Below are 24,367 nucleotides of genomic sequence, written 5' to 3'. Positions count from 1 at the left end.
CCTGTAGATTACGGGTAACAACAATCAGGCGCAGGGATGCGCCTACCTTCAACCACCTTTCGCTTTGCCAACAGCGTATGCACTCGGGTTTAGCAAATTTATGAAACGACTGATCAATGTACGACCCAGTCGAGTATGGCGGATTGGTCTAGCCCTACTGCCTTTTGCAGTGATTTTACTGCTGTATATCTCGGCATCTGACGCGCGGCTTGCTGAAAACCCCCAAGACAAATTACTGCCGAGCTTCACCCAAATGGGCGATGCTATTAATCGCTTGGCCTTTGAGCCGAGCAAGCGCAGTGGCGACTATTTATTTTGGCAAGACACCCTAAGCAGTTTGCGTCGTTTGGGCATTGGTATGGCGATAGCCGCGTCTCTGGGTATGTTATTCGGTTTGCTGACCGGCGCCTTGCCGGTCGTCAATGCCAGCTTTGCGCCGCTGCTTACCGTGGTGTCGCTGGTGCCGCCAATGGCCTTGTTGCCAGTATTGTTTATTGTGTTCGGCTTGGGCGAGGTGTCTAAAGTTGCCTTGATCGCCATTGGTATTACCCCGTTTATCGCCCGCGATATTCAAAAGCGCAGTTTAGAAATTCCTCGCGAGCAACTCGTCAAAGCCCAAACCTTGGGTGCCAATAGCTGGCAAATTATTGTGCGGGTGTTAATTCCGCAATTGCTGCCGCGCTTGATAGATGCAGTGCGCTTGTCCTTGGGCTCGGCGTGGTTATTCCTAATTGCTGCTGAGGCCATCGCTTCGACTGACGGCTTGGGCTACCGCGTGTTTTTAGTTCGGCGCTATTTGTCTATGGATGTGATCCTGCCCTATGTGGCGTGGATCGCCCTGCTGGCCTTTATTATCGATTACGCCCTCGCCAAACTCAGCGCCGTTGCCTTCCCTTGGCATGCCCAGCAGGAGGGCAAGTCATGATTGAAATTCGCAATGTTTGGAAACGCTTCGACGACAACATTATTTTGGAAAATATTTCGGCCACGGTAAAAGAAGGTGAGTTCGTTACCCTGGTTGGTGCCTCTGGCTGCGGTAAAAGCACTTTCTTGCGAATGCTACTGGGCACTGATTCGCCGTCGCAAGGTAGTATTTTGCTGGACGGCAAAGCAATACCGAACGAACCCGATTCGGGTCGCGGTGTGGTATTTCAGCAGTACTCGGTTTTTCCGCACTTAACAGTATTAGAAAACGTGGCGATTGCCCGCGCTTTTGAACGCAGTAAATTAGGTTTTTTATGGGGCGCAGGGAAGAAAGCCGCGCGGGAAGAGGCGGCAGACTTACTCAATATTGTTGGCTTAAGTCACATGTTGCATCGCTACCCAGATGAACTGTCTGGGGGCATGCGTCAGCGCTTGGCGATTGCTCAAGCCCTTATTTTAAAACCGCGCATTTTATTATTAGACGAACCCTTTGGTGCCCTCGACCCCGGTATTCGCGCCGATATGCACGAGCTGGTTTTAAATTTGTGGCGCAAACACAAACTCACCGTGTTTATGGTCACCCACGATCTAAAAGAAGGCTTTCACCTTGGCACCCGTCTGTGGGTATTCGACAAACTGCGGGTCGACCCACAGGCCCCCAATGCCTATGGCGCAGGTATTACCTACGACCTGCCGGTCGGCGCCTGCGAACCAGAATTACTTGAAGAAATAGACGGGAGTCTGTCTGCCAATAAGCAGGCGGAGGAAATATAGCAATGCAAAATTACACAACAGAATTAGCGCCAGGTGGCCACTGGTCACTGGAGCTGCGGCGGGGTACGCAACTGACCCTGCGGGATTTAAGCGGTGCTAGCAATGTCGGAATGTTGTTTTACAACCCCCGCAATTTACTGGAGCGCTATAACGCACCCGACACACTCAAGTGCCAGCACACCTTTAAATTAACTCAGGGCCATTGCCTGTACTCGGATATGGGCCGAATTTTTGCATCAATTACCTCAGACAGTTTTGGCTGGCACGACACGGTATGTGGCAATAGCCACGCCAGTCATATTGCCGAGAAATGGGGCGCGCGGGACTACCAAACTGACCGCAACGACTGGCACCAAAATGGCTACGATGCCTTTCTGGTCGAGCTGGCCAAATACGGTTTAGGCGCGGCAGACATGGCGGCTAATCTCAATTGGTTTAGCAAAGTGATGACCGACGCCGAGGGCAATATGGCCTTGGCGCCGTCGGGCAGCAATATTGGCGACACGGTCACGCTGCGCTTTGAAATGGATACCTTGGTCCTACTGCATAGCTGCCCCCATCCCTATAGCAAGGCAGAGACATATCCAAAACACCGCATTGGTATCGAGCTTGATTTGGCCGCCGCCGTTGCCGAGGATGACGAATGCCTAAACCACTGCCCAGAAAATGCGCGGGGTTTTGCCAATAACGCCCTGTATTACTTGGGCGCCTAAGGCGGAGGATTGAAGATGATTAAAGCAAGTCAATTACAGGCCGACACCGCCGTGTTTTCGATGACCGTCGGCGCGGGCGATTATTACCTCGGCAAAGTTGATGCGGGGCAAACCTTTCGGATTTTAGATTTAGAAGGTAACCAAGCTGCAGACACCTTGTTTTATAGCGCGGCGAATCCCAGTGAGCGCTATAGCGCGACCGATACCATTCGCGAACAGGGCAATGTCTACCTCACTGCCGGTTCCATTTTGCGCAGCAATGAAAATCGCGCCATGCTCGAAATTGTCGCCGACACCTGCGGGCGCCACGACACCTTGGGCGGCGCCTGCGCCACCGAGAGCAATACCGTGCGCTACGATTTAGAAAAGCGCTGCATGCACGCCTGCCGTGACAGCTGGATGCTCGCCATTGCCGAAAAGCCCGAGTACGGTCTGAGCAAACGCGACATCAGTCATAACATTAATTTCTTTATGAATGTGCCGGTAACCGAAGCGGGCGGCCTGAGTTTTGCCGACGGTATTTCTGCGCCAGGTAAATACGTGGAGCTAAAAGCACTGATGGATATCTATGTGCTGATCTCCAACTGCCCGCAATTAAACAACCCCTGCAACGCCTATAACCCAACGCCAATTGAATACCTCGTTTGGAATACTTAAGCACAAGGTCCGACGCCCGACGTACGACATCTGACTTTTTAAATCACTTCAGTGGACGGCCACTGTCGTAAAGTGCCACGGGACGGCCCGTAAAGGATTGCTATGTTCACTAAAGTCTTGATTGCCAATCGCGGCGCGATTGCCACACGGATTATTCGCAGCCTTAAAGAGCTCGATGTTATTGCGGTGGCGGTGTATGCCGAAGCCGATGCGCGCAGCATGCATGTGCGCAATGCCGATGAAGCCTATAGCCTTGGCGAGGGTGGCGCCGCCGAAACGTATCTCGATGCCGCTAAAATTTTAGCCATTGCCAAAGCCTGTGGCGCCGAGGCTATTCATCCTGGCTACGGATTTCTCAGCGAAAACGCCGGTTTTGTCGCGGCCTGCGAAGCTGCCAATATCGCCTTTATTGGCCCAACTGCCGAGCAAATGCAAAGCTTTGGCCTAAAGCACCGCGCGCGGGATATTGCCGAAGGCGTGGGTGTACCACTACCGCCAGGCACCGGCTTATTGGCCGATCTTGAAACGGCAGTTAGCGAAGCGGCGGCCATTGGCTACCCCATTATTCTTAAGAGCACCGCAGGCGGCGGCGGTATTGGTATGCAGATCTGCCATAGCGAAGCCGAGCTGCGCGGCAGTTTTGATAAAGTAAAAAAACTCGGCAGCAATAATTTTGCCGACGACAGTGTGTTTCTAGAGAAATTTATTGCCCGCGCGCGGCATATCGAAGTGCAGGTTTTTGGCGACGGCGAAGGTCAGGTGGTGGCCATCGGCGAGCGGGATTGCTCTGCCCAGCGCCGCAACCAAAAAGTGGTAGAAGAATGCCCCGCGCCGAATTTACCCGACAGCGTGCGTCAGCGCCTGTATTCACTTTCCGAAAAATTATTGGCCGCGGTGAACTACCGCAATGCGGGCACCGTAGAATTTATTTACGACCCCGACACCGAGCAATTTTATTTTTTAGAAGTGAATACCCGCCTGCAAGTAGAGCACGGGGTGACCGAAGCGGTGTGGGGCGTAGACTTAGTTAAGTGGATGCTGATGCAAGCCAGCGGCGATTTACCCGAGTTAGATCAGCTGCGGAGCGGCTTATCTGCCAAGGGCCACGCCGTGCAAGTGCGGGTGTATGCAGAAGACCCTTACAAGCAGTTTCAACCTTGCGCAGGGCTGCTGAGCAAAGTCGCGTTTCCGGTGGCTGACGGTTTGCGTATTGACCATTGGCTAGACAGCGGCTTAGAGGTGTCGCCGTATTTTGACCCCATGCTGGCTAAAGTTATTTTCCATGGCGACAACCGCGAAGCGGCGCTTGCGGGCTTGCGCACCGCGCTGGCCGACACCGAACTCTACGGCATTGTCACTAACCGCGATTATTTGCGCGCCTTGCTCAACGACAGCGTGCTAATCAGCGGCCAGCTCACTACTCGCTATTTAAATGATTTTAGCTGGCAGCCACGGCGTATAGATGTGGTGCAAGCGGGCACCCAAACCACCGTGCAGGACTACCCCGCAAGGCTGGGCTACTGGAATGTGGGTGTGCCGCCGTCTGGCCCCTTCGACAGCTATTCCTTCCGTATGGCCAATTGTGTCTTGGGCAATGATCCTCGCGCAGCGGGTTTGGAAATCACCCTGCAGGGCCCAAGCTTATTATTTAGTGTGGATACTCAGGTGGTGATTGGCGGCGCCGAAATTCCGGTAACAATTGATGGTCAGCCCCTTAGCTGCCAGCATTTTTGTGCAGATACCCACGTCATAGATCCTAAGGGCGAATCAGCCTCGGCGCTGTGGCAAGTTATTAATATTAAAGCGGGGCAAACCTTGGCCTTGGGTCGCATTGTGGCCGGTGCGCGCGCCTATTTGGCGGTGGCGGGGGGAATTCAATGCCCCGAGTATTTGGGCTCGCGGTCTACCTTCACCTTGGGTCAGTTTGGTGGTCACAGTGGTCGCGCACTGCGGGTTGGCGATGTGTTATCGCTGTGTGAAGCGGCGCCAAACAATAGCGTTGCGCCGCGGCCATTGCCAAATGTTCTTAAACCAGCGATTGGTAACGACTGGGAATTGCGGGTGATTTACGGCCCCCACGGCGCGCCAGACTTTTTTACCGATGGCGATATTAGCGAATTTTTTGCGGCGAGCTGGGAAGTGCACTACAACTCGAGTCGCACCGGCGTGCGTTTGATCGGCCCCAAGCCAAGCTGGGCGCGGAGCAGTGGCGGCGAAGCCGGTATGCACCCATCGAATATTCACGACAATGCCTATGCCTTTGGCACCGTCGATTTTACCGGCGATATGCCGGTTATTCTCGGCCCCGACGGCCCCTCACTGGGGGGCTTTGTTTGCCCCGCCACGGTAATTACTGCCGATCTCTGGAAGCTCGGCCAGCTCCGCGCTGGTGACAAAATCCGTTTTGTGGCGGTGAGTGTGAACGACGCGGTGGCCGCCGAGAAGTTTCAACGCCTGACCTTAAGCGATATGTCGCCACCTGGCCCCGAGGCCTACCCCTTGACGACCTTGCCATCGCCTATAGTGCGGCAGCTAAGTGCCGACGAGGTCGGCGATGATGTGGTTTATCGCGTTGCTGGTGATCATTTCTTGCTGGTGGAATACGGCGCCCAAGAACTGGATGTTCGCCTGCGCTTTCGCGCCCACGCCTTAATGCAGTATTTGCAGCAAAACCCGATTGCCGGCGTAATCGAACTCACACCTGGCATACGCTCGCTGCAACTGCACTACGATTCCATGAAAATTAGCTTGGCCGCCGTGCTAGATAAATTAGTGGCGGCAGAAGCGTATTTGTCTAAGCAACTGGAACACCTCAATGTGCCGTCGCGCACCGTGTATTTACCGCTGAGCTGGGACGATGCCGCCTGCCAATTGGCCATTGAAAAATACCAGCAATCGGTGCGTGAAAATGCACCGTGGTGCCCAAGCAATTTAGAGTTTATTCGTCGCATAAATGGCCTCGACGATATCGCAGCGGTGAAGGATATTGTCTTTAACGCGGCGTATTTGGTGATGGGCTTGGGCGATGTGTATTTAGGCGCGCCAGTGGCAACACCGGTTGATCCGCGCCATCGTCTGGTTACCACCAAATACAATCCAGCGCGCACCTGGACCGCCGAAAACTCGGTGGGTATCGGCGGTTCTTATCTCTGTGTATACGGTATGGAAGGTCCTGGCGGCTACCAATTTATTGGCCGTACCCTGCAAATGTGGAATCGCTACCGGCGCACCGCCGAATTTACCGAACCGTATTTGCTGCGCTTCTTTGATCAAATTCGTTTTTACGAGGTTGAGCAAGACGAGCTGCTGCAAATCCGTAATGACTTCCCGCTGGGTAAATACCCCCTGCGGATTGAAGAGGGTGAATTCTCGCTTGCTGACTATCAAACCATGTTGCAAGAAAATGGCGATGAGATTGCCAGTCACAACGCGAAGCGCGAGCAGGCCTTTGCCGAGGAGTTAGCGCGCTGGCATGCCGATGGCGAATTTCATTACCAAGCGCCGGAGATTGTCGACAATGTTGATATTGTCACTTTGGCCGAGGGCGAAATTCCCGTCGACAGCTCAGTGGCGGGCAGTGTCTGGCAGCTGTTGGTAGCAGAGGGCGATATTGTTAAAGAAGGGCAGCCGCTGCTGCTCTTGGAATCCATGAAAATGGAAATTGCGATACTTGCTCCCGAGGCCGGTCGTGTTAAAAAACAATTATTGCGTGAAGGTGCCCGCGTAAGTGCTGGCCAATCTCTGCTGATTTTGGAGGCATTATCATGAGTATCACTTGTTCTTTAAGTTTGACGGATCTCCGCGCGCAATATTTGAGCGGCAGTCTGACGCCGCGCGAGGTATTTGCGACCATTGGCGAGCGCATCGAACAGTATCGCGAACACAATATTTGGATTCACGCCCTAACGGCGGCAGAGTTAGAAGCTTATTTTTTAAGGCTGGAACAAGCGGATATACACGCGCTGCCGCTATACGGAATTCCCTTTGCCATTAAAGATAATATCGATTTGGCGGGGGTGCCGACGACGGCAGCCTGCCCAGAATTTAGCTATATACCAGAACGCTCCGCCTTTGTGGTGCAGCGCTTAATTGACGCTGGCGCAATTCCGGTGGGCAAAAGTAACCTCGATCAATTTGCGACTGGCTTGGTTGGCGTGCGCTCGCCTTACGGCGCATGTAAAAACAGCTTTGATCCGAGCATGGTCAGCGGTGGCTCCAGTGCCGGTTCGGCGGTTTCGGTTGCCTTGGGCATGGCCAGTTTTTCATTGGGCACAGATACCGCTGGCTCAGGTCGAGTGCCCGCCTGCTTCAATAATTTAGTTGGCGTCAAACCCAGTATTGGTTTGCTGTCGGCCAGCGGCATGTTGCCCGCTTGCCGCTCCTTGGACTGCATCACCATTTTTGCGCTGCACTGCGACGATGCCAATACACTGTTGGCGGTTGCCGAGGGCGAAGACGCCAGCGATGCCTATAGCCGCGTAAATCCTTTTGCCAACCAGGCGCGGCATTACGGCGCGTGGCAGGGGATGCTGCGAATCGGCGTATTGCCAGAGAATCAGCTCGCCTTTTTTGGCCACAGCGATTATCAAGCTAGCTACGAGGAAACGATCACCGCCTTAAAAGAACAAGGTGTAGAAATTATCGAAGTGGATTTTGCGCCCTTTATAGAAGCGGCGCGGCTACTCTACGAAGGGCCGTGGGTCGCAGAGCGCTATATTGCGACCACGCCGCTGATTCAAGATAATCCTCAGGCCATGCTGCCAGTTATTCAAACCATTATCGGCGGCGGCGCTAAGAGTTCGGCGGTAGACGCCTTCCAAGCCCAGTACCGTTTAAAAGCCCTGCGCAAAGCCGCGACCTCAGTGTTAGCGTCGGTAGATTGTTTATTAAGCCCAACCGCAGGTCGGCCCTATAGCATCGACGCCGTAAACGCCGACCCCATTAAGTTAAATAGCAATCTTGGCTACTACACCAATTACATGAACCTCTTCGATCTGGCGGGGGTGGCAGTGCCGACCGGTTTCACAGCGAGTGCCTTCCCCTTTGGCGTGACCTTAATTGGTGAGGCCTTTACCGATCGCCGCCTGCTGTCGATCGCCAATCGCATGCAACAGTATTTCCAATTGCCGCTGGGCAAAGATCAAGGCGCCTTCCAGCCGACTGCGGCGAGCCCTGTTGCTAACCAGCAGCGCATAGCCGTGGCAGTGTGCGGCGCTCACTTACAAGGTCAGCCACTAAATTGGCAGCTCACCGAGCGCGGAGGCTACCTGCTTGAAAAAACCACATCGGCGCCAAATTACAAACTCTATGCGCTGGCTGGTGGCCCGCCATTTAGGCCAGGTATGGTGATTGCGCCAGCGGGAGAAGGCCAAGCAATTGAAGTAGAAGTGTGGTCGCTACCCGCCAGCGAATTCGGCAGCTTTGTCGCGGGCATTCCTGCGCCTTTGGGAATCGGTAAAGTCACGCTGGCAGATGGCAGCCAGGTGAGTGGCTTTATCTGCGAAGCCTCCGGTTTGGCGGGAGCAGAAGACATTAGCCATTTCGGCGGGTGGCGGGGGTATCTCGGGAAAGGAAGTTAACTCAATTATTTTCAGGTTTGAAATATGGATCGCTATTAAGTCTGTAGATCGCTTAATAGCCGATTCCGGACTATGCAAATTGTGCCTCCCTCGTTATTAAATTCATATTACCCATGCTAGTACGGAAATCAGTAGCTACTCACCATGTTTTATCAGTGTTAGTTTTCGATGAGATAAATCTTGTGAGGCACCCATGGTGTTTCACGCATTTACTGATAATACGTATGTTTGCTGAATGTAATTTTAATTAAACATTTTTAGTAGACACGAGAACTAGTTTCAAGGAGGCGTTATTTTCCTGGATACAAATAATAAATATGTAGGGTCTATAATAATGTTGATAATAAGAAGGCGTAGCTTGCTCGTAGGATTTATTGGTCTTTTTGGGTTTTTAGTACGTCGAATTGGTTACCGCGATGCTGAAACACATCGACATTATTAATTTCTGACAACAACTTTACGCTGTCAGCAGCGATTGCGGCGATTTATAAGGACCAATGGAAAGTGGAGTAGTTCTTAAAGGCGATCAAGCAAATCCTTAAGATTAAAGTCTTTGTCGGCAGCTCAAAGAATACAGTTTTAACGCAGATATGGATTGCTCTGGCTGCGTGTACTTACTGGTGGCATTTGGACGTTCCAGTGCGAAAAAAGGGTGGACCGTTCAACGCATGCTGAGAGCGTTACAACTGGATCTGTTTGAGAGGAAAGCGCTGGTAGAGATATTTAATCCAGGTCCGCCGCCGCTCATAAGACCAACCTCAAATGAGGGTGGTCTTATGACTGTCAAACTGTGGGGCAGCAGTGGCCTAGCGCGCCTTTTTTAAGGCTCAAAATCCTTATGCCATTTGCACGCTAAGCAATTGCAAACGTTTGCGCTGCATTTTTAATGCGTATTCCAGTTCTTTCAGGCGCGTACGCAGGGTTGCGTGCTCCCACGCGTGGTTGAAGTTGAGTTGCAGTTGCTCTTTCTTGCCGACGAAATTTTCTTGTAAGGCTTCTTTTTGAGCGCTGATGAGCCCGCGTTTAGCTTCCATCCAAGATTGGCTTACCGTACTCCAGTCATTGAGATATTCGCAAAACTGTTGGTATTCCTGCTCAAGAAACGCGCCAAAGTGTTTAGCATCGGCACCCTTGCTCTGGCGTAATGCGCTTTCTGCCTTTTTAAACTGCATGGTGAGTATGGCGCGCTGAATTTTGAAATCGGGTACTTTGCGTAAGTCCCAAGTGAGGCCAAGCCATGAGGCGGCTTTAATGAGCCATTTGGTGGGGTCGTATTGCCACCAGCGAATACCATTGCGGTAGTCATTTTGGAAAATATGGTGGTAGTTGTGATAGCCCTCGCCGTAGGTGAGTAGCGCAAGAAAATCATTGTCGCGGGCAGTGTTTTCGTCGGTGTAAGGACGGCGGCCCCAGTAGTGAGCGAGAGAATTAATAAAAAAGGTGGTGTGGTGGCTAACTACCAGACGCAGAACCCCCGCAAGCAGGATGTTTTCCAGCATATTGCCGGTGATAAAGCCGAGGATTACCGCAGGTGCAATATTCATAATAAGCACCAAGGCGAGATAGTTGTTGTGTTGCCACATAACTATTTTATCGCGTTGTAGGTCGCGGGCATTACTGAAGTCGTCGCTGCTCGCTTCGTAATCTCTTAGCATCCAGCCAATATGGGAATACCACAGGCCTTTCTTTGCTGAATAGGGGTCGTTATCAATATCGTCGACATGACGGTGGTGGCGGCGGTGGCCCGAAGCCCAGATTAAAATACTGTTTTGGGTCGCTGCAGCTCCCCAAAGGGCGAACATGATTTTCAGTAGAGGGTGTGCTTTATAGCTATTGTGGGCCCACAAGCGGTGGTAACCGGCAGTGATTGACATACCGTTGGCGCCAAGTATGACAATAAAAGCGAGCCAGCCGCCCCAGGTGAAGCCTTGGCTGAATCCATACCATGGCACGCCAATGGCTGCGATGAGGAGAGTGCTAGAAAATAAAATGCTCTGCATCCACAGCAGTGGCGGCTTTTGCTCTGACACAGGACAATCGGGCTGTTGCGCTTCAGACATTGGAGGGGGGCCTCGTCGATAAATAAATGTATATATTGGTTCATTTTATAGAAAGCAATCCGTCTTTGACAGTTACGACTTGATGACAATGTGCGTTTGTGACGTAGACGGACTTGTTATGCGAGTAAAAGCGTAAATTACCGGTTAGTTGGATGCCATCGGGAATTGTCCGGATGTGTAAAAGCCGCAGGTTTGAAGCCTCGCTGGTGGCAAGCTTATGGTATTGTTGGCGGCATATACGCAGGTGCCGCAGTGGCAATGCATTTTTGGGGAGTGAACCGCGTAGCATGTTAACAATGACCACAAATCGGGGCCGCACCCTAGGGACGAGAAGTGCCCGCGATAACATAGGTTCGCGTCGGCAAAAGTTACTAGTCTTGCTTTTTGTGTCGACGCTTTATAGCAATGCTAGCTTTGCGAGCGGTCAGTTGCGTTTAGAGGAGGTGCTGGTTAGTGCGCGCAAGAAAGTAGAGTCTCTACAGGACACCCCAATATCACTGACGGTGTTTAGCGAAGAGCGCCTGCAGATTGAAGGTGTTAGCGGCTTAGCAGATATTGCCAGTAAAGTGCCCGGTTTGACGATAGAGCCATTTCCGATCAATGGCGCTAGCCTGCGCATTTATATTCGCGGCATTGGTTTGGGTGATGTGCAAGTGACCCAAGACACACCTGTGGCCTTGTATTTGGACGGTGTTTATATTGCACGCTCCAGTGGCACGGCCATGGATGTGGCTGAATTAACCCGAATGGAAATATTGCGGGGCCCGCAGGGGACTTTATATGGCCGCAATACCACCGGTGGCGCAATTAACTTGCTAACCCGGCGGCCGCACTCAGAAAAGCTGGAATTCAATCAGACAATTGGTGTCGGTGACCGGGCGCTATTTCGTAGTAAATCAAGCGTAAACCTACCGATAACGGATTCCCTCGCCGTTAAACTGGCCTATTTAACGGAACGCCGTGATGGTTTTATAGAAAATACCGGGCCTGGGGGCGATTTTGGTGACCGGGAGGTGCAGGGTGCACGTTTTGATCTGAGCTGGGATATAAACACTGATTTGCGCCTGGATTACAGTTATGACCGTTCGGATATGGAGTCTTATAACTATATGTTTCAGGCTATCAATCCCCCAGCGGAGGACGGCAATAAAGGCCAGGCGGATGCCATTAAACGCAGTGCACAGGCGCGCAGTAAATTTGGCCAACATCGCTTTAGCAGCATGGCAACCACCGCGCCGTTGGAGTCGTCAGTTAGCGAGATCGAAGGCCACGCCTTGATTGTTAGCGCGAGTACAGATGTGGGGGAGTTTAAATATATTGGGGCCTATCGCGAGTTATTTGACTCCGCTTATACTGATTTGGGGGGTGGTCTCGGCTCCCCTGATTACCGTCTTGATTCTCATCGCTACGACGGGCCAGCTGCGGAATCGGCCAATGGTGGACCAACGCCGCTAGTTAAGCCGACAATCACCCAGAGCCAGCAATCCCACGAATTTCAATATACCGGCGAATTTAAGGATATTGGCCTTGAATACTTGCTGGGGGCATACTATTTCACTGAAACGGCGGTAGAAGACAATAGCCCGTTACACCTGCAACTCTATTCGCTGGTGGATGGCGCCGACGATGTATATATCGTGAATTTTGTTAGCCAGAAATACGACGTTGATAATACGGCGGCGGCGGTCTTTGGTCAGTTGCGATGGACGCCACCCATTCTTGGTGATGCTCTGCATATTACAGTAGGTGCTCGCCACTCTCGGGATCGCCGCGAAGCACTGAAAAACCAGCGCGACGAAGTTTACTTTGAGTACACGCCTGATGCAGGGAATCCCCAAGTGTTTTCCTTAACCACATTTGCCGAAAATGCGGTGCTCGGCCCTTTGATTACGCCTATTTTGAATCGGGGTGGTTTGCCCGCGGATCGGCGTTTTGACAATGTGTTTGGACAGCGTCGATTTAAAGACGACTCCTTTAGCGCGATGGTGGAGTATGAGTTACAAGAAAATATTAATCTCTATGCCAAAGGCGTTGAAGCCTATAAAAGCGGCGGTTTTAATACCCGTGACCCGCAGTTGGACGGCAATCAAGGCGCCGCGTCTGACAGTATTGATTATGGCGTTGGCTTTGCGGATGGCTTTGGCGAAGAGAAGGCATTTAGCACGGAGCTGGGTGTGAAAAGTGAGTGGTTGCAGGGGCGTTTGCGCCTTAATGCCAACGTATTTCAGACCCATTTTGACGACATGCAAATGAACTTTTTACTCAATGGCACGGTAGCGGATACCAAGGTGTTGAACGCCGGAAGTGCAAGTATGCAGGGCTTTGAGTTTGATGTGAGTGCGTTACTGAGCGGCGCCTTAGTGATGAGCATGGAATACGCCTATCTCGATGCTGAAATCACCGAGGTGAGGGACAGCTTTGGTAACGATGTGACTCAGCGTTATGCATTTTCCGCCGCGCCAGAAAATAGCTATACTGCGAGTCTTGACTGGCATGTTTGGCAGGGCGCAAGTGCCAAATTACATTTGAATGTAAATACCAGTTTTATGGATACTCGGCTAGGTGGGGGCGATGTTCAAAATGCGCTCACTATTATGCCGTCTTATCAATTATGGAATGCGCGCTTAAGCCTTCAGCAGATAGCGTTTGCCCACGGCGAATTGGGTATAGCGCTGTGGGGTAAGAATCTCCTCGATAAAGAGTATGAAATATACGCTATAGATAATTTGCCCCAAGCAGACCGAGCGGTAGTGTGGGGTGAACCTCGTAGTTATGGCTTGGAATTGAGCTACCATTATTAATGGCAGCGGTGTTTTTATTGCAAATAAATTAAATAATAACGTGCAAAAATGAGGCTTAGATGGCATTGCGCATAGGTATAGTTGGGGCGGGTAGCATTGGCTGCTATATTGGCGCGGCTCTGCAAATGGGGGGTGCGGAGGTCTGTTTGTTGGGGCGTCCGCGTATGGCAGACGAACTCGCCGAACACGGCTTACATATCAGTGATCTTCGTGGTCTCAAGTATTCGGTCGATGCGCAAAAGGTGCGTTTTTATACTGAACTTAGTGCTTTGCCCGAGCAAGATGTCGTTATTGTTACGGTTAAATCGGGTGACACTGCCGCGGTAGCTGAACAAATGGCGCCGGTGATGGGGCGGAATACCACCATTATTAGTCTGCAAAATGGCGTCGCTAATGCGGCGATACTGCGTCAAGCCATGCCAAATTCCAAGGTGTTGGCCGGCATGATTGCGTTTAATGTACTGCAGATGGGCAAGGGGTGTTTTCACGCGGGCACCGATGGCGCCGTGATGGTAGAAGCCGCTGCTGAAGTGACCGAGCTTGGCGCCGCATTGGCCGTTAGTGGAACGCCCTTTGAAGCCCAAACTGATATGCGTTCGGTACTGTGGTCAAAGTTATTATTAAATCTCAATAATCCCATCAATGCCCTGTCGGGTTTGCCGCTAAAAGCTGAGTTGTCGCAACGGGCGTATCGGCGCTGTCTCGGCTTATTGCAACGCGAGGCCTTAGCCGCAATTACCGCAGCAGAGATACCCTTACAACGCTTAACTGCTGTTCCCGCGTCGGTGCTACCCTTTATTCTTGCGCTACCTGATTTTTTGTTTACGCGGCTAGCTCAGCCTATGTTAGCAATAGATCCAATGGCGCGGTCATCTATGTGGGAAGATCTGGAGCGGGGTCGTAAGACGGAAGTTGAATGGCTTAACGGCGAAGTCTTAAGTTTGGCGCTGAATCACGGTCTTACCGCACCAGCCAATGCGCGTTTGAAGGCCTTGATACACAGCGCCGAAGAGGGCGGGCGGCGCGATTTTAGCGGCCCAGAATTGTGGGCGCTAATAAGCCAAGCATGAGTTGCGTTTACTCCGCTAAGTTGGCTACGCGACGCTTACCGCTGGGGTAGCTGACTACTAAGCGTCCACCCATTAGGCGGTAGTTAAAATGCAATTGCCAGTCCTCACCGGCGGCAGTATAAATCTTACCATCGACCGCCTTCCAGCGTTGTGATGCTGGTTGCGAACAGGGATCTTGGTGGTTTTTTTGCGTGCGCGTGTCGACGAGATAAAGGGATTCACAGAGTTCGCCATTGGCACCAAAACGAATAGCCCACTCCTCGCCAAGATAAGGATTGCTGGCGCTGGCGCCGGGCTCGGCAACGGAATACCACGTACCCAGAATAGCGGTATCAATTGGGTTCTTGTGATTGTCTGCGCTCATTGTAATTTTGCTGAAATTTTCTCCAAGGGCATTGCTTAAGCTAAGCTCTACTTGGTTTTTATCTAGGCGACGTAATTCAAAGCGCAGTTCCTCAGACGAGTGGCTAATACCTATAGGCTTTTGGTAACTGCCTGTAATACGGTCACCACGAATATTGCCTATTAATAAATAGCGCTCTCGGGTATTGCCCATCTGCAATTTTGCGGTAACTCGGTGTTGAAAGGTATGGCTGGAATCAATGTGTAGGGCCCAGGTGCTGCCGTCGACTTCGGCAAAATAGCGGTCTTGAAAATCATCAATATTCGCAAAGCCACTAAGCGGCGTGATACAAGCCCAGCAACTCAACAGCCAGAAAAAATATCTGGTGGCATTTATTCGGATCATTATTATTCCCCTGTTTTTGAGACCTTGGGGTGGTTTTTCCGTGTTAGCGCCACATCATAGTATATTTTTCCGGCAATATCGAAGTTAAGCCCCTGGGGCTAAAGTGGTATGCGGCCGAGCAAAAGGTCTTTTGCCAATACCCAGTCGCCAATAAAACTGTAAAGCGGGTGTTTAAAAGTGGCGGGCTTATTTTTTTCAAAGAAAAAATGGCCGACCCACGCAAAGCCATAGCCGATAACAGGGAGCAGCCACAGCAAGCCCCACTGTTGATTAAATAGCGCAGTGCATAGTACCGACAGTACCAGTAGGCTGCCGATAAGGTGCAGGCGGCGGCAGGTTTTGTTGCTGTGCTCGGCCAAATAGTAGGGATAAAATTCAGCAAAGCTGGTGAAAACTTTTAAGTCGTTTGTGTCAGTAGGCATGAGGTGCTCCTGTTGTTGCGTTTATTATTCGGCATAGCCGGGATTTTGGCGGTCAATTTTACGCAAAAGTCCTGGCCAGGCGAGTCCGCCGAATAAACCGCCAGTGACAATTTTGGCCGCTTCCTTAACACCGTCGACAATGGCCGGATCGATAGGAATTAAATCGCGATTACCCGCCAATGCCTTTACCTGAATCATGCAAGTGGCTTCAAAAATATACATCGATAGGAATGCATCAGCAGGATTGGCGCCGACGGTAAGTAAGCCATGATTACGTAACATTAAAAAGGTGTTGTCAGCTAAATTGGCAACCAACCTCGGCTTTTCCTCTTCGTTGAGGGCAATGCCCTCATAGTCATGATAGCCAAGACTCGCCAATACCAAAGTAGCTTGCTGCGACAGAGGCAAAATTCCTTCGCGCTGGGCGGATATCGCCACGCCGTTTAATGAATGGGTGTGCATAACACACTGGGCGTCTTCCCGGGCTTGGTGAATGGCACTGTGAATGGTGAAGCCAGCGGGATTTACAGGGTAGGGAGAGTCGGCTACCTTTTCGCCATTGAGGTCAATTTTTACCAGCGACGACGCGGTGATCTCCTCGAACATCATGCCGTAGGGGTTGATCAAAAAGTGGTGTTCCGGGCCGGGAATACGCGCAGAGATGTGAGTGAACACTAGGTCGTCCCAACCGAACATGGCCACAAGGCGATAGGCGGCGGCAAGATCGACTCGCAATTGCCATTCTGCTTCGGAAACCTGATCCTTTAGTGATATTGTCATAGTTATTTATCCTCGGCTCTTATTAAGGCTTGTTTAAGCTATAGCGCATTTTGACGCTGTTTGACGGGGTAAATCTGTCAACTAGGCGACAGTGTTGATGTATTTAAGTTAATCGGGGTTTATTGGTGAGGGAATATGTAGGTGATTGATAAACGGCAAATACTCAGAGCCAACCCGTTGCTGTCGGGTTTGCCAGCCGATGTTGTTGAGCAGCTAATGGTGGTGAGCACGGTGCGAACGCTTGCCGACGGCGAGTGCCTGTATAGTCAGGGCGATGAAGGGGATGGCTTATTTGGCGTAATTCAGGGACGAGTGCGCTTGAGTAATACCAGTAAGGACGGCAAGGAATTACTGGTTATGTTAGTTGAGCCGGGTGATTGGATTGGCGAAATTTCTCTGCTAGATGGCCTGCCGCGCAGTCACGATGCATTCGCTGTGGGGGAAGGCGCGGTACTATTTTTGCCCCGCGCCAAATTCGATTCGCTGCTGACAGCACGCCCTGAACTGTATCAACATTTTATTCCCATGCTCTGCCGCAAACTGCGGTTGGCATTAAGCTACGTGGAAGGCGCTGCGCTATTTTCCCTAACCGAGCGTTTGGCTCAGCGAATTTTAGAATTGCTGACTTTTTATGGCGTTGACGATGGCGGCATTGGTCGCCTAATTGACGTGCATTTGCCTCAGGAGGATCTAGCAAAAATGCTGGGCGTGTCTCGTCAGGCCATAAGCCGAGAGTTAAAGCGTCTCGAAACGGAGGGCGTTATAGAATTGAGTTACGGGAAGTTGCGGGTACTCGATAAGGCGGCGTTGGAGCGGGAACGTGCATAACAGCGTGAATAGCGCGGCGCCGCCGCGCTATAGAACTTAGAAGTTATAGACCAGAGTGACCGCTGTTTCACGATCCATGTGCACAGTGCCGGTAGGCACGGTTTCGTTGTAGGTCAGGGTGTAGCTGAGTTTGAGGCCCAGTCCGCCGACGATTTTTGTCTTTAACGAGGTTACGGATTTGGTGACGGTATTCTCGTCGCCCGCTTCTGCACTCAGTTTTTGTACAAAGGTGGCGGTTTCCGATACGGCGGCTTTAAATTCGGTGGACAGGTGTAAAATGGCTTCAGATACCTGCCCGTCACCCGCTGCACTGCCATTTTCAAATTCACTTACCCTGAAACCAGGACCGATTTCTGCGTCCCACGTCATTTTAGGGGTTTTTAACAGTCGTCTACCGTAACCACCGGCGATGGTTGCCTGATACACATAGCCGCTAAAGCGATCTTTGGTGGCCGACGCATAGCCAAAACTGTAATTAAACTCACTGAAGTCATAGGCCAGCCGGTTGCTCAGTGCATATTTTTCTGCTGAACGCACGCCAGCGGCTTCGCTATTTTGTGCCTCGGCAGCAATATCGTAGGTCCACTGGCCATTGACTCGCTTGGCGTCGGTCTTAGCGATAACGCTCGACTCTTCACTATTACCCTCGAGCTGGAAGTAGCCGAATTCGACATCGCCGTTCCAGAAGTCTGTTTGGTTGGTTTGAGCAAATGCTGTACTGGTGCCTAGCAAGGCAGCCAGTGCGGCCACCTTACTTGTCTTTATATTGGTCATTGTTGTCCTTACTTGAAATGTAAAATTAAGACTCTTTGTGGAAGTGAACATCCATCTGCGGGTAGGGAATGCCGATGCCAGCAGTGTCAAAGGCATTTTTGAGATCTTCTACTAGTTTCCAGCGTGTGGGCCAGTAATCAGCGGTGGCTACCCAGGGGCGACAGAGCAGGTTCACCGACGAGTCACCTAACTCCGACACGACAATTGTGGCCGCGGGGTCTTTAAGAATACGGGTGTCCGCCTCAACCAGTTTTTGTAGAATTTCCTTGGCTAGACGCATATCGGCGTCATAGGAGATACCCACCACAAGATCGATACGGCGCCGGGGCATCACGCTGTAGTTGGTGATCGCATCCGACATTACTTTTGAATTGGGAATCACTATTCGCTTGTAGTCGCCGGTGAGCAAAATAGTAGAGAACAAACTGATACTTTCAACGGTGCCTGAACAACCGCCGGCATCGACCCAGTCGCCCACTTTACAAGGCCGAAAGGCAATAAGCAGCACACCTGCGGCAAAGTTAGCCAGAGAACCCTGCAGGGCTAAACCAACGGCTAGGCCTGCGGCACCCAGTGCAGCAATCACGGAGGCGGTTTGAATTCCGGCGTGAGCTAAAGCTGGAATGGCGCCCAGTGCAAAGAGTATGAAAAAAACCAGTTTGCCAATAAAGTTGGTCAGGGTTAAGTCAATGTTGCGCTTCGCCATAGCGGCTTTAATGACGCTTGATACAAACTTGGCTATCCAATAGCCAATGAGGATCATGGCTAAGGCGCCAGCAACCTGTAAGCCTATTGCTGCAGCGTCGGGACCGTATTCTTCAATAAGTAGCTGAATTTCTTTAGAGTCCATACATCTCCAGTTGATCTCTAGTGAATTTAACCCTAATTATAAACATGGACGGGAACCCTACCACAATGGCCATGCCGCGAATCAGCGTGAGGGCAACGGTCATATTTATGCTGGACTCAGTTTAAAAGGGCCAGGTTGTTGACTCGGCACCACCGTCGACTTCAATTATTTTACCGCTTATCCAACGCGCGGCGGGAGAGGCTAAGAACAGGGCTGCAGCAGCAATATCTTGCGGTTGCCCCAAGCTCTTGAGTGGCGTGAGGGCGGTCATTTTTTCTTGGATTTCGGTATTGAGAAATTGGCCGAGGGCTTCGGTGAGTATGGTGCCAGGGGCAACGGCATTGACGCGAATGTCTGGGGCGAAATCGGCCGCCAATAGTTTTGTCATTTGGGTCAGTGCAGCTTTGGCCGTGCCATAGCTGCTGAAACCGGCTTGACAATAGCGTGCTACAGCAGAGGTAATGTTAATAACATTGCCTCTGCTGGCCAAAAGTGAAGGCTGGCAAAGCTGGGTAAGAGTGAATGCACTGGTTACATTAAAATTAAAGTCGCGATTAAACGCTTTAGCGTCGGTTTTTAATGGATCGTTAGGATAGGCGCCCCCCGCGTTATTGACCAAGATACTGATTTTGCCAAACTGTTCGAGACTGCTCTGTACCAGCTTGGCTAAATCGTCCTCGCTGCTTACGTCGCAGCTAATGGCGAGGGCTTTGCCACCCGCCTGGCGGCATTGCGCGGCGGTATCGTCAATATCAGCTTGGGTGCGCGCGGCGCACACGACAGATGCGCCTGCTTGAGCAAAAGCAATTGCAATGGCGCGACCAATACCGCGGCCCGCGCCGGTAATAATCGCGACCTCGCCCTGGAGAGAAAACAAATCTTGTATAGCCATGTTCTTATCCTTTTACGGTAACCATTTGTGTGTGCAGCCCATGAGCACGAGGGCTTCTGCTGGCCATAGCCTCGCGATTGCCTCCCGGTGGGTCAATGGTAATTTCGCTCAGCTAGCTGACGTTTTTACTCCGCTTGCATTTAGCTGTTTAAATGATAATGATTATCATTTAGTATTGAGCTTGATCGATTAATGGAGAGTGATGATGGCAATGCGATTTTTATGTGAGTCTCACCGTCAGCAACTGCTGCGCAATCAGGCGGTCGCGGAGATCCGCTGGGATGAATGGATGGAGGCCGGCCGGGAGGCCTTTAGCAATAAAGAATGGTTGGTGGCCCTGAGGTATTTAGGGCCTAGCTATGAATTGAGTGACTTATTGCTTAAGCGCGCGTGGGCACCGGACCTACCTTGTTTAGATCGCTTTATGCTGTCGGGGCATTTTTTAGCGGAGTGCTTGCGTCACTGCGGCGAAACTCAGTTGCAGCGGCACTGTTTATTGGAGGTACATCATCGCCTTTTGGCTATTTTACGTAGCGCGCAAGGGGCTGAATTGCCATTGCATCGGAATATTGAGATATCTTTGCAAATGCTGTCTCGTCATTATGAGGCGGTTGGGGAGGCGGACTTACTTGTCGCTTGTGAGCAGGAGACTCGACGCCTACTGTGCAGGTGCGTACATTAATGACGAGTGCCTATTTTGTTAGTGGCCCTATCTGTGTATTAAATACTGTGTTCGCAAATAATAATAAAATCAGCTAGATATGTGTGTTGTAGTGCCTGTAAGGTAGCTATTAGCGCCGTCCCCTTAATCGAGCTCCCTGCGACTGCCATCTTGAATTGCAAATTGCGAATACTTTTGCGAGTTAACGCCAAATTAACCGTCTATTATTATTTGGTATTTCCCGCTTAGCCGTGCTGAATTTCTAAGATGTTGAAATATAATAAAAAATATTACTTATTCGCAGTTTGGGAATAATGGCTCGTTTTCTGCAAATAACCTTGTATCAAATTAAAGTTTGCTGGCATGACGTCGGTTCAGGCGATACAGGTAGAGAGCGATGAAAATAGTAGCAGTAGTATTAGTGGGTTTAATCACCGGGTGCAGTGAATTTCATGCCGTTAATCACAGTGACGTTCATTATAGCTATGGTCAGCAGTCTGAGTATGGGGCAGCGAATGCCTATTTAGACAGCGATGGCGACGGTGTATTAGATTTTGGTGATTTGTGTCCCAAAACGCCCCGAGGTAGCAGCGTAAGCACTGAGGGCTGCCCCACTGCTTATCAGATTAACGGCGATTTCATTACCGCCAAAAAATGTGCAGAACCGGTTTTTTAAGTGAATTACATCTCGTTTGCTCAATTAAGTGACAAAAATTGAACTATAAATTGAGAGCGACCAAGAAGTCTCATCGGTTTTTACCTTGTGACAACAATCAATCACCACAGGGTAATTTGGAGGATAAGGGAATGAAGTTTAAGTGGAATGCAGTTGTTATTGCACTGCTACTTGCAGTGGCCGCGCCAGTCAGTGCGCTGCCTGAAAACGGACTGAAGTTTGTTGAAACCGCAGACGGTCGTCAGTCTGCCCGCACTCGCGAGCTAGTGCAGTGGACTCATTCTCGTCTAGTGTTTGAAAAGACATTGAAGCGAGTAGCGGTTGGCCAAGAGTCCACTATGCAGGTCGAGGTACTTGGTGCTAACGAAGTTTTGGCACTGGCTAAAAAAGTAGGTCGAACCAGTATTATGGTTTGGTATACCGACGGTAGCAGCGAAACCTTTCTGTTTAGTGTCGTAGAGGATCTTTCGGTACTTCGCAGTGCCTTGAGCGATATCCATCGCAATATTCGCATCCAGTTGGCGCCAGACCGTGCAGCGTTGGTGTTGCGCGGCAAAGTGCCCACTGTCGATTTTCGGATGGCGGCTGAAAGCGCAGCACGTAATTATTTAGATGTGGGTTTAGGTGGCAGCCGCGGTAACGTCGACGTGCTAATGCAATCTTCTGGCTTGGGTGCAGCGGTTCAAGATTCTAATTTCCGCGTGCAGTCTGCGGCGAATAAGTCGCCACGTAATGCCATTCGCGGTGGCGCGACCGTAATTAACTTAATTCAAGTTGAAACCCTGCCCTTAAATATAACTGAAAAGCTGAAAAGCGCTATCGCGGGTATCGGTGGTGAGGACGTGACTATTCGCCGGATTCAGCGCGGAGACCTGCAAGATAATTTGGAAGATACCCTTATCCTTGCAGGTTCTGTTGAGAATCAAGTTGTACTCACTCGGGTTTTGAATATTGCCTCTCGCTTATTTACGGGGCAAGACGCCGAGAGTGATATGCGTGCAATCACCAATGAGTCTGGTGGATTAACTGGCGGCCGGAGCAGTAGTGGCAACAATAGCTTTGGCGGTGGTAATGGTCAAAGTGGCGGCAATAGCCTGGGTGGCGGCGGTGGCCTTGGTAATGAACTGAGTAAAAACATTGGTCGCTCAACCTTGGTTTCGGTTGGCGGTGGTCGAATCTTGTCAATGATCGACGTCCGCGACCTGCCTCAGGTACGCGTCTCGGTGCAAATGCATGAAATTAGTCGCAGCCGTCTTAAAAGCTGGCGTCCAGATTTGACCGCGGTCAGCAATGGCTACGACAACAGTACGGTATTTGGTTTAAATGGCTCTTCGCAGCGAGCCACTGGCGCATCTCAAGTAGAAACGGCGCTTCAGGTTTTAGGCGGCACCTTACTTGGAAATATCCAGGTAGGTGGCAGTGATATGGCCTTCGACCTTTTATTCTCGCTCTTAGAAGAAGAGGGTATTTCACGCACCTTGTCACGTCCAACCTTGACTGTGCTTGCCGGTGAAACCGCAACCTTCCGCGCCGGTGGCGAAGTGCCAGTGCCCCGTGCCTTTGCTCCCTCAGGTTTGTCGGGTGACGACAGCGTGGGCAGTAATGCCGCCGGTGTGTTTAGCGGTACCGATTTTAAATCCTTTGGTGTTGAGCTAGAGGTGCGTGCCATGGTGGGTGAAAACGACAAAATCACCTTAGATTTGCGCCCCACCATCTCTATGCCTGATACCAAGTTGACTCAGGATATTGCTGGCAGTACGGGGTCAACGCTGAATAGTACCGCCTTTAATGTGCGGACAATTAATACCTCTACTCGCTTGATTGACGGTCAGCCTTTGATTATCGGTGGCTTGGTAAGCCGTGACGTATCAGATAATGAAAGTCACACACCGGGTTTGAGTAGCGTGCCAGTGCTTGGCAACTTGGCTAAATCATCGAGCAAAAATGACAGTGATCGCGAACTCATTATTGTGGTTACCCCCACGATTGTTCGTGAACCAAAACATGAAGTGGCCCTGTGGCAATTCCCTGCAAATACCGAATTGTTACTGCGTAGCCTAGTTGTGCCGCCTAAAGGAACGCGCAACTACAGCAATGGACGGGAGAAATAAAATGACATTACTTAACAACAGCGTACGCACTTTGTTGCTTGCCACCGCGTTTATTATGACGGGCTGTGTGTCGATGGATCAGCACCGAGATGCGCATCCTGATCCAGATACTCGCTTAAACCAAATGTTGGCGATGTATGAAAAAACAGACGACTTCGGTAATTCCTGCAATGAATTATGGAATGCCTATAGTGCGACCACAGATTGCGAACGGATTCAGCGTGAGGTGGAGCGCCTGGGTATTGAGTTTCCGAACCATCCGCGGATTATGATGGCTAATGCCACCATGCAATATCAGGCTGGACGCCCAGACAAGGCACAATTTACCCTAGACCAGTTGTTGGCTGATCGAGGTCCACACCCTGAAGCGGCAATACTACGGACTAAAATTGCGTTGGAAGAGGGTAATACCGCGCGCGCTAGAGCGGTGCTGCAAAAGCAGATTATTATCAGCCCATCAAACTTTGAGCTGCGCGAAGCATTGGCCTCAACCTATTATATAGAAGGCAAATACGACGAAGCCGCTAAGGCACTGAGTGCGGCAGGTAGATTAGGTGCGCCGGGCTGGCGTCTCTCCTATCACCAAGGCTTGATTCGCGAGGCGCGTAAAGATTGGAAAGGCGCCTGTAGTTTGTATTTGATGTCCATAGAGCAGCGGCCAGACTTCCAAGCACCGTCGGCACGGTTGATCGGTCTCACCGAGCATGAGAGCTGTCGCGCGCTAGCCGATGGTCGAGGCTATAACGTAAGAAGGTGATCATTGTTGTTGCCTTACTAGAAGGGCCAAGCTAAATGCTTGGCCCTTTTTTTTGATCTTCAAAAAGCAATTCCATTAATTTTACTTAAACCGCGTTGCAAAATGAAAACCACATTGGTTTAGGCGCTAATTTTCTTGTTCTGGTGTCACGCTGAATTTCATTGGGTAAAGGTTTTTAATTCAGTAAGCTGCTGTTTTATAACAATAAAAAATAAATTATCGCGATCACCTTCAGTCTGGCACGTCACCTGCAATCTATTAATCAGAAATTCAGAAACGGTCTGGTAGAG

Annotated in this window: 20 protein-coding genes and 1 pseudogene; 14 read left to right on the top strand and 7 right to left on the bottom strand. The window is 50.9% G+C overall.

Translation table 11 applies throughout. The features are described from left to right. The first annotated feature begins 100 nt into the window (after positions 1-100). From AZF00_RS13635 to AZF00_RS19635, 7 genes and pseudogenes are all read left to right on the top strand, one after another. Positions 101-925, top strand: coding sequence for an ABC transporter permease (locus AZF00_RS13635; protein ID WP_008248478.1), 825 nt, complete (start codon positions 101-103; stop codon positions 923-925). Next, positions 922-1,698: an ABC transporter ATP-binding protein gene (locus tag AZF00_RS13630; protein ID WP_062384024.1), complete on the top strand. Its 777-nt coding sequence runs from the start codon at positions 922-924 to the stop codon at positions 1,696-1,698. The genes AZF00_RS13635 and AZF00_RS13630 overlap by 4 nt, the downstream gene beginning before the upstream one ends. A 2-nt stretch (positions 1,699-1,700) precedes the next feature. Then, positions 1,701-2,411 (top strand): urea amidolyase associated protein UAAP1, encoded by a 711-nt coding sequence (locus AZF00_RS13625; protein WP_062384021.1) that lies wholly within the window; start codon positions 1,701-1,703, stop codon positions 2,409-2,411. Between the two features lie 15 nt (positions 2,412-2,426). Continuing rightward, positions 2,427-3,068: an urea amidolyase associated protein UAAP2 gene (locus tag AZF00_RS13620; RefSeq protein ID WP_008248484.1), complete on the top strand. Its 642-nt coding sequence runs from the start codon at positions 2,427-2,429 to the stop codon at positions 3,066-3,068. 102 nt (positions 3,069-3,170) lie between these two features. Beyond that, complete coding sequence (gene uca, locus AZF00_RS13615) at positions 3,171-6,836, top strand: urea carboxylase (protein WP_062384018.1); 3,666 nt, start codon at positions 3,171-3,173, stop codon at positions 6,834-6,836. Further along, complete coding sequence (gene atzF, locus AZF00_RS13610) at positions 6,833-8,647, top strand: allophanate hydrolase (RefSeq protein ID WP_062384016.1); 1,815 nt, start codon at positions 6,833-6,835, stop codon at positions 8,645-8,647. The genes uca and atzF overlap by 4 nt, the downstream gene beginning before the upstream one ends. A 394-nt stretch (positions 8,648-9,041) precedes the next feature. After that, positions 9,042-9,427, top strand: a pseudogene (locus tag AZF00_RS19635) (IS4 family transposase); the annotation flags it as partial. Positions 9,428-9,483: 56 nt separating this feature from the next. On the opposite strand, the gene AZF00_RS13605 reads toward AZF00_RS19635, so the two are convergent. Further along, a complete protein-coding gene (locus AZF00_RS13605) occupies positions 9,484-10,707 on the bottom strand; it encodes an acyl-CoA desaturase (RefSeq protein WP_050985195.1) in 1,224 nt (407 codons plus the stop codon). A gap of 296 nt (positions 10,708-11,003) precedes the next feature. Between AZF00_RS13605 and AZF00_RS13600 the strand changes: the two genes are divergently transcribed. Next, positions 11,004-13,508 carry a TonB-dependent receptor gene (locus AZF00_RS13600; protein WP_231856159.1) on the top strand — a complete coding sequence of 835 codons (2,505 nt, stop codon included), beginning with the start codon at positions 11,004-11,006 and terminating at the stop codon, positions 13,506-13,508. Positions 13,509-13,567: 59 nt separating this feature from the next. Further along, a complete protein-coding gene (locus tag AZF00_RS13595; RefSeq protein ID WP_062384011.1) occupies positions 13,568-14,578 on the top strand; it encodes a 2-dehydropantoate 2-reductase in 1,011 nt (336 codons plus the stop codon). A 7-nt stretch (positions 14,579-14,585) separates the two neighbouring features. Here AZF00_RS13595 and AZF00_RS13590 read toward each other — a convergent pair whose 3' ends face one another. From AZF00_RS13590 to AZF00_RS13580, 3 genes are all read right to left on the bottom strand, one after another. Continuing rightward, a complete protein-coding gene (locus tag AZF00_RS13590) occupies positions 14,586-15,326 on the bottom strand; it encodes a hypothetical protein (RefSeq protein WP_062384008.1) in 741 nt (246 codons plus the stop codon). 98 nt (positions 15,327-15,424) lie between these two features. Next, positions 15,425-15,748, bottom strand: a complete 324-nt coding sequence (locus AZF00_RS13585) for an Mpo1-like protein (RefSeq protein ID WP_062384005.1) — start codon at positions 15,746-15,748, stop codon at positions 15,425-15,427. Between the two features lie 24 nt (positions 15,749-15,772). After that, complete coding sequence (locus AZF00_RS13580; protein ID WP_197465659.1) at positions 15,773-16,528, bottom strand: class II aldolase/adducin family protein; 756 nt, start codon at positions 16,526-16,528, stop codon at positions 15,773-15,775. 141 nt (positions 16,529-16,669) lie between these two features. Here AZF00_RS13580 and AZF00_RS13575 point away from each other — a divergent pair, with 141 nt between their 5' ends. After that, positions 16,670-17,356: a Crp/Fnr family transcriptional regulator gene (locus tag AZF00_RS13575; protein ID WP_062383999.1), complete on the top strand. Its 687-nt coding sequence runs from the start codon at positions 16,670-16,672 to the stop codon at positions 17,354-17,356. 36 nt (positions 17,357-17,392) lie between these two features. Here AZF00_RS13575 and AZF00_RS13570 read toward each other — a convergent pair whose 3' ends face one another. The 3 genes from AZF00_RS13570 to AZF00_RS13560 all read right to left on the bottom strand — a co-directional run bounded on the left by AZF00_RS13570 (position 17,393) and on the right by AZF00_RS13560 (position 19,872). Beyond that, complete coding sequence (locus AZF00_RS13570) at positions 17,393-18,130, bottom strand: DUF481 domain-containing protein (RefSeq protein ID WP_062383996.1); 738 nt, start codon at positions 18,128-18,130, stop codon at positions 17,393-17,395. Between the two features lie 25 nt (positions 18,131-18,155). After that, a complete protein-coding gene (locus tag AZF00_RS13565) occupies positions 18,156-18,980 on the bottom strand; it encodes a mechanosensitive ion channel family protein (RefSeq protein WP_062383993.1) in 825 nt (274 codons plus the stop codon). Positions 18,981-19,101: 121 nt separating this feature from the next. Continuing rightward, a complete protein-coding gene (locus AZF00_RS13560; RefSeq protein ID WP_062383990.1) occupies positions 19,102-19,872 on the bottom strand; it encodes a glucose 1-dehydrogenase in 771 nt (256 codons plus the stop codon). Positions 19,873-20,074: 202 nt separating this feature from the next. On the opposite strand from AZF00_RS13560, the gene AZF00_RS13550 reads away from it, so the two are divergent. From AZF00_RS13550 to AZF00_RS13535, 4 genes are all read left to right on the top strand, one after another. Beyond that, complete coding sequence (locus tag AZF00_RS13550; protein ID WP_156474866.1) at positions 20,075-20,554, top strand: hypothetical protein; 480 nt, start codon at positions 20,075-20,077, stop codon at positions 20,552-20,554. Positions 20,555-20,930: 376 nt separating this feature from the next. After that, the gene (locus AZF00_RS13545; RefSeq protein WP_062383985.1) at positions 20,931-21,209 is read left to right on the top strand and encodes an excalibur calcium-binding domain-containing protein; all 279 of its coding nucleotides are present in this window, start codon (positions 20,931-20,933) and stop codon (positions 21,207-21,209) included. Positions 21,210-21,340: 131 nt separating this feature from the next. Continuing rightward, positions 21,341-23,320, top strand: a complete 1,980-nt coding sequence (locus AZF00_RS13540) for a secretin GspD/PilQ domain-containing protein (protein WP_062383983.1) — start codon at positions 21,341-21,343, stop codon at positions 23,318-23,320. 1 nt (position 23,321) lies between these two features. After that, on the top strand, positions 23,322-24,077 hold the full coding sequence (locus tag AZF00_RS13535; protein WP_008248515.1) for a tetratricopeptide repeat protein: 756 nt from the start codon (positions 23,322-23,324) through the stop codon (positions 24,075-24,077). The last annotated feature ends 290 nt before the right edge of the window (positions 24,078-24,367 follow it).

It is taken from the genome of Zhongshania aliphaticivorans, from assembly GCF_001586255.1.
GTDB lineage: Bacteria > Pseudomonadota > Gammaproteobacteria > Pseudomonadales > Spongiibacteraceae > Spongiibacter > Spongiibacter aliphaticivorans.
Note: the sequence above shows the minus strand (reverse complement) of the source record. Positions and strands in the feature narration are given on the sequence as shown.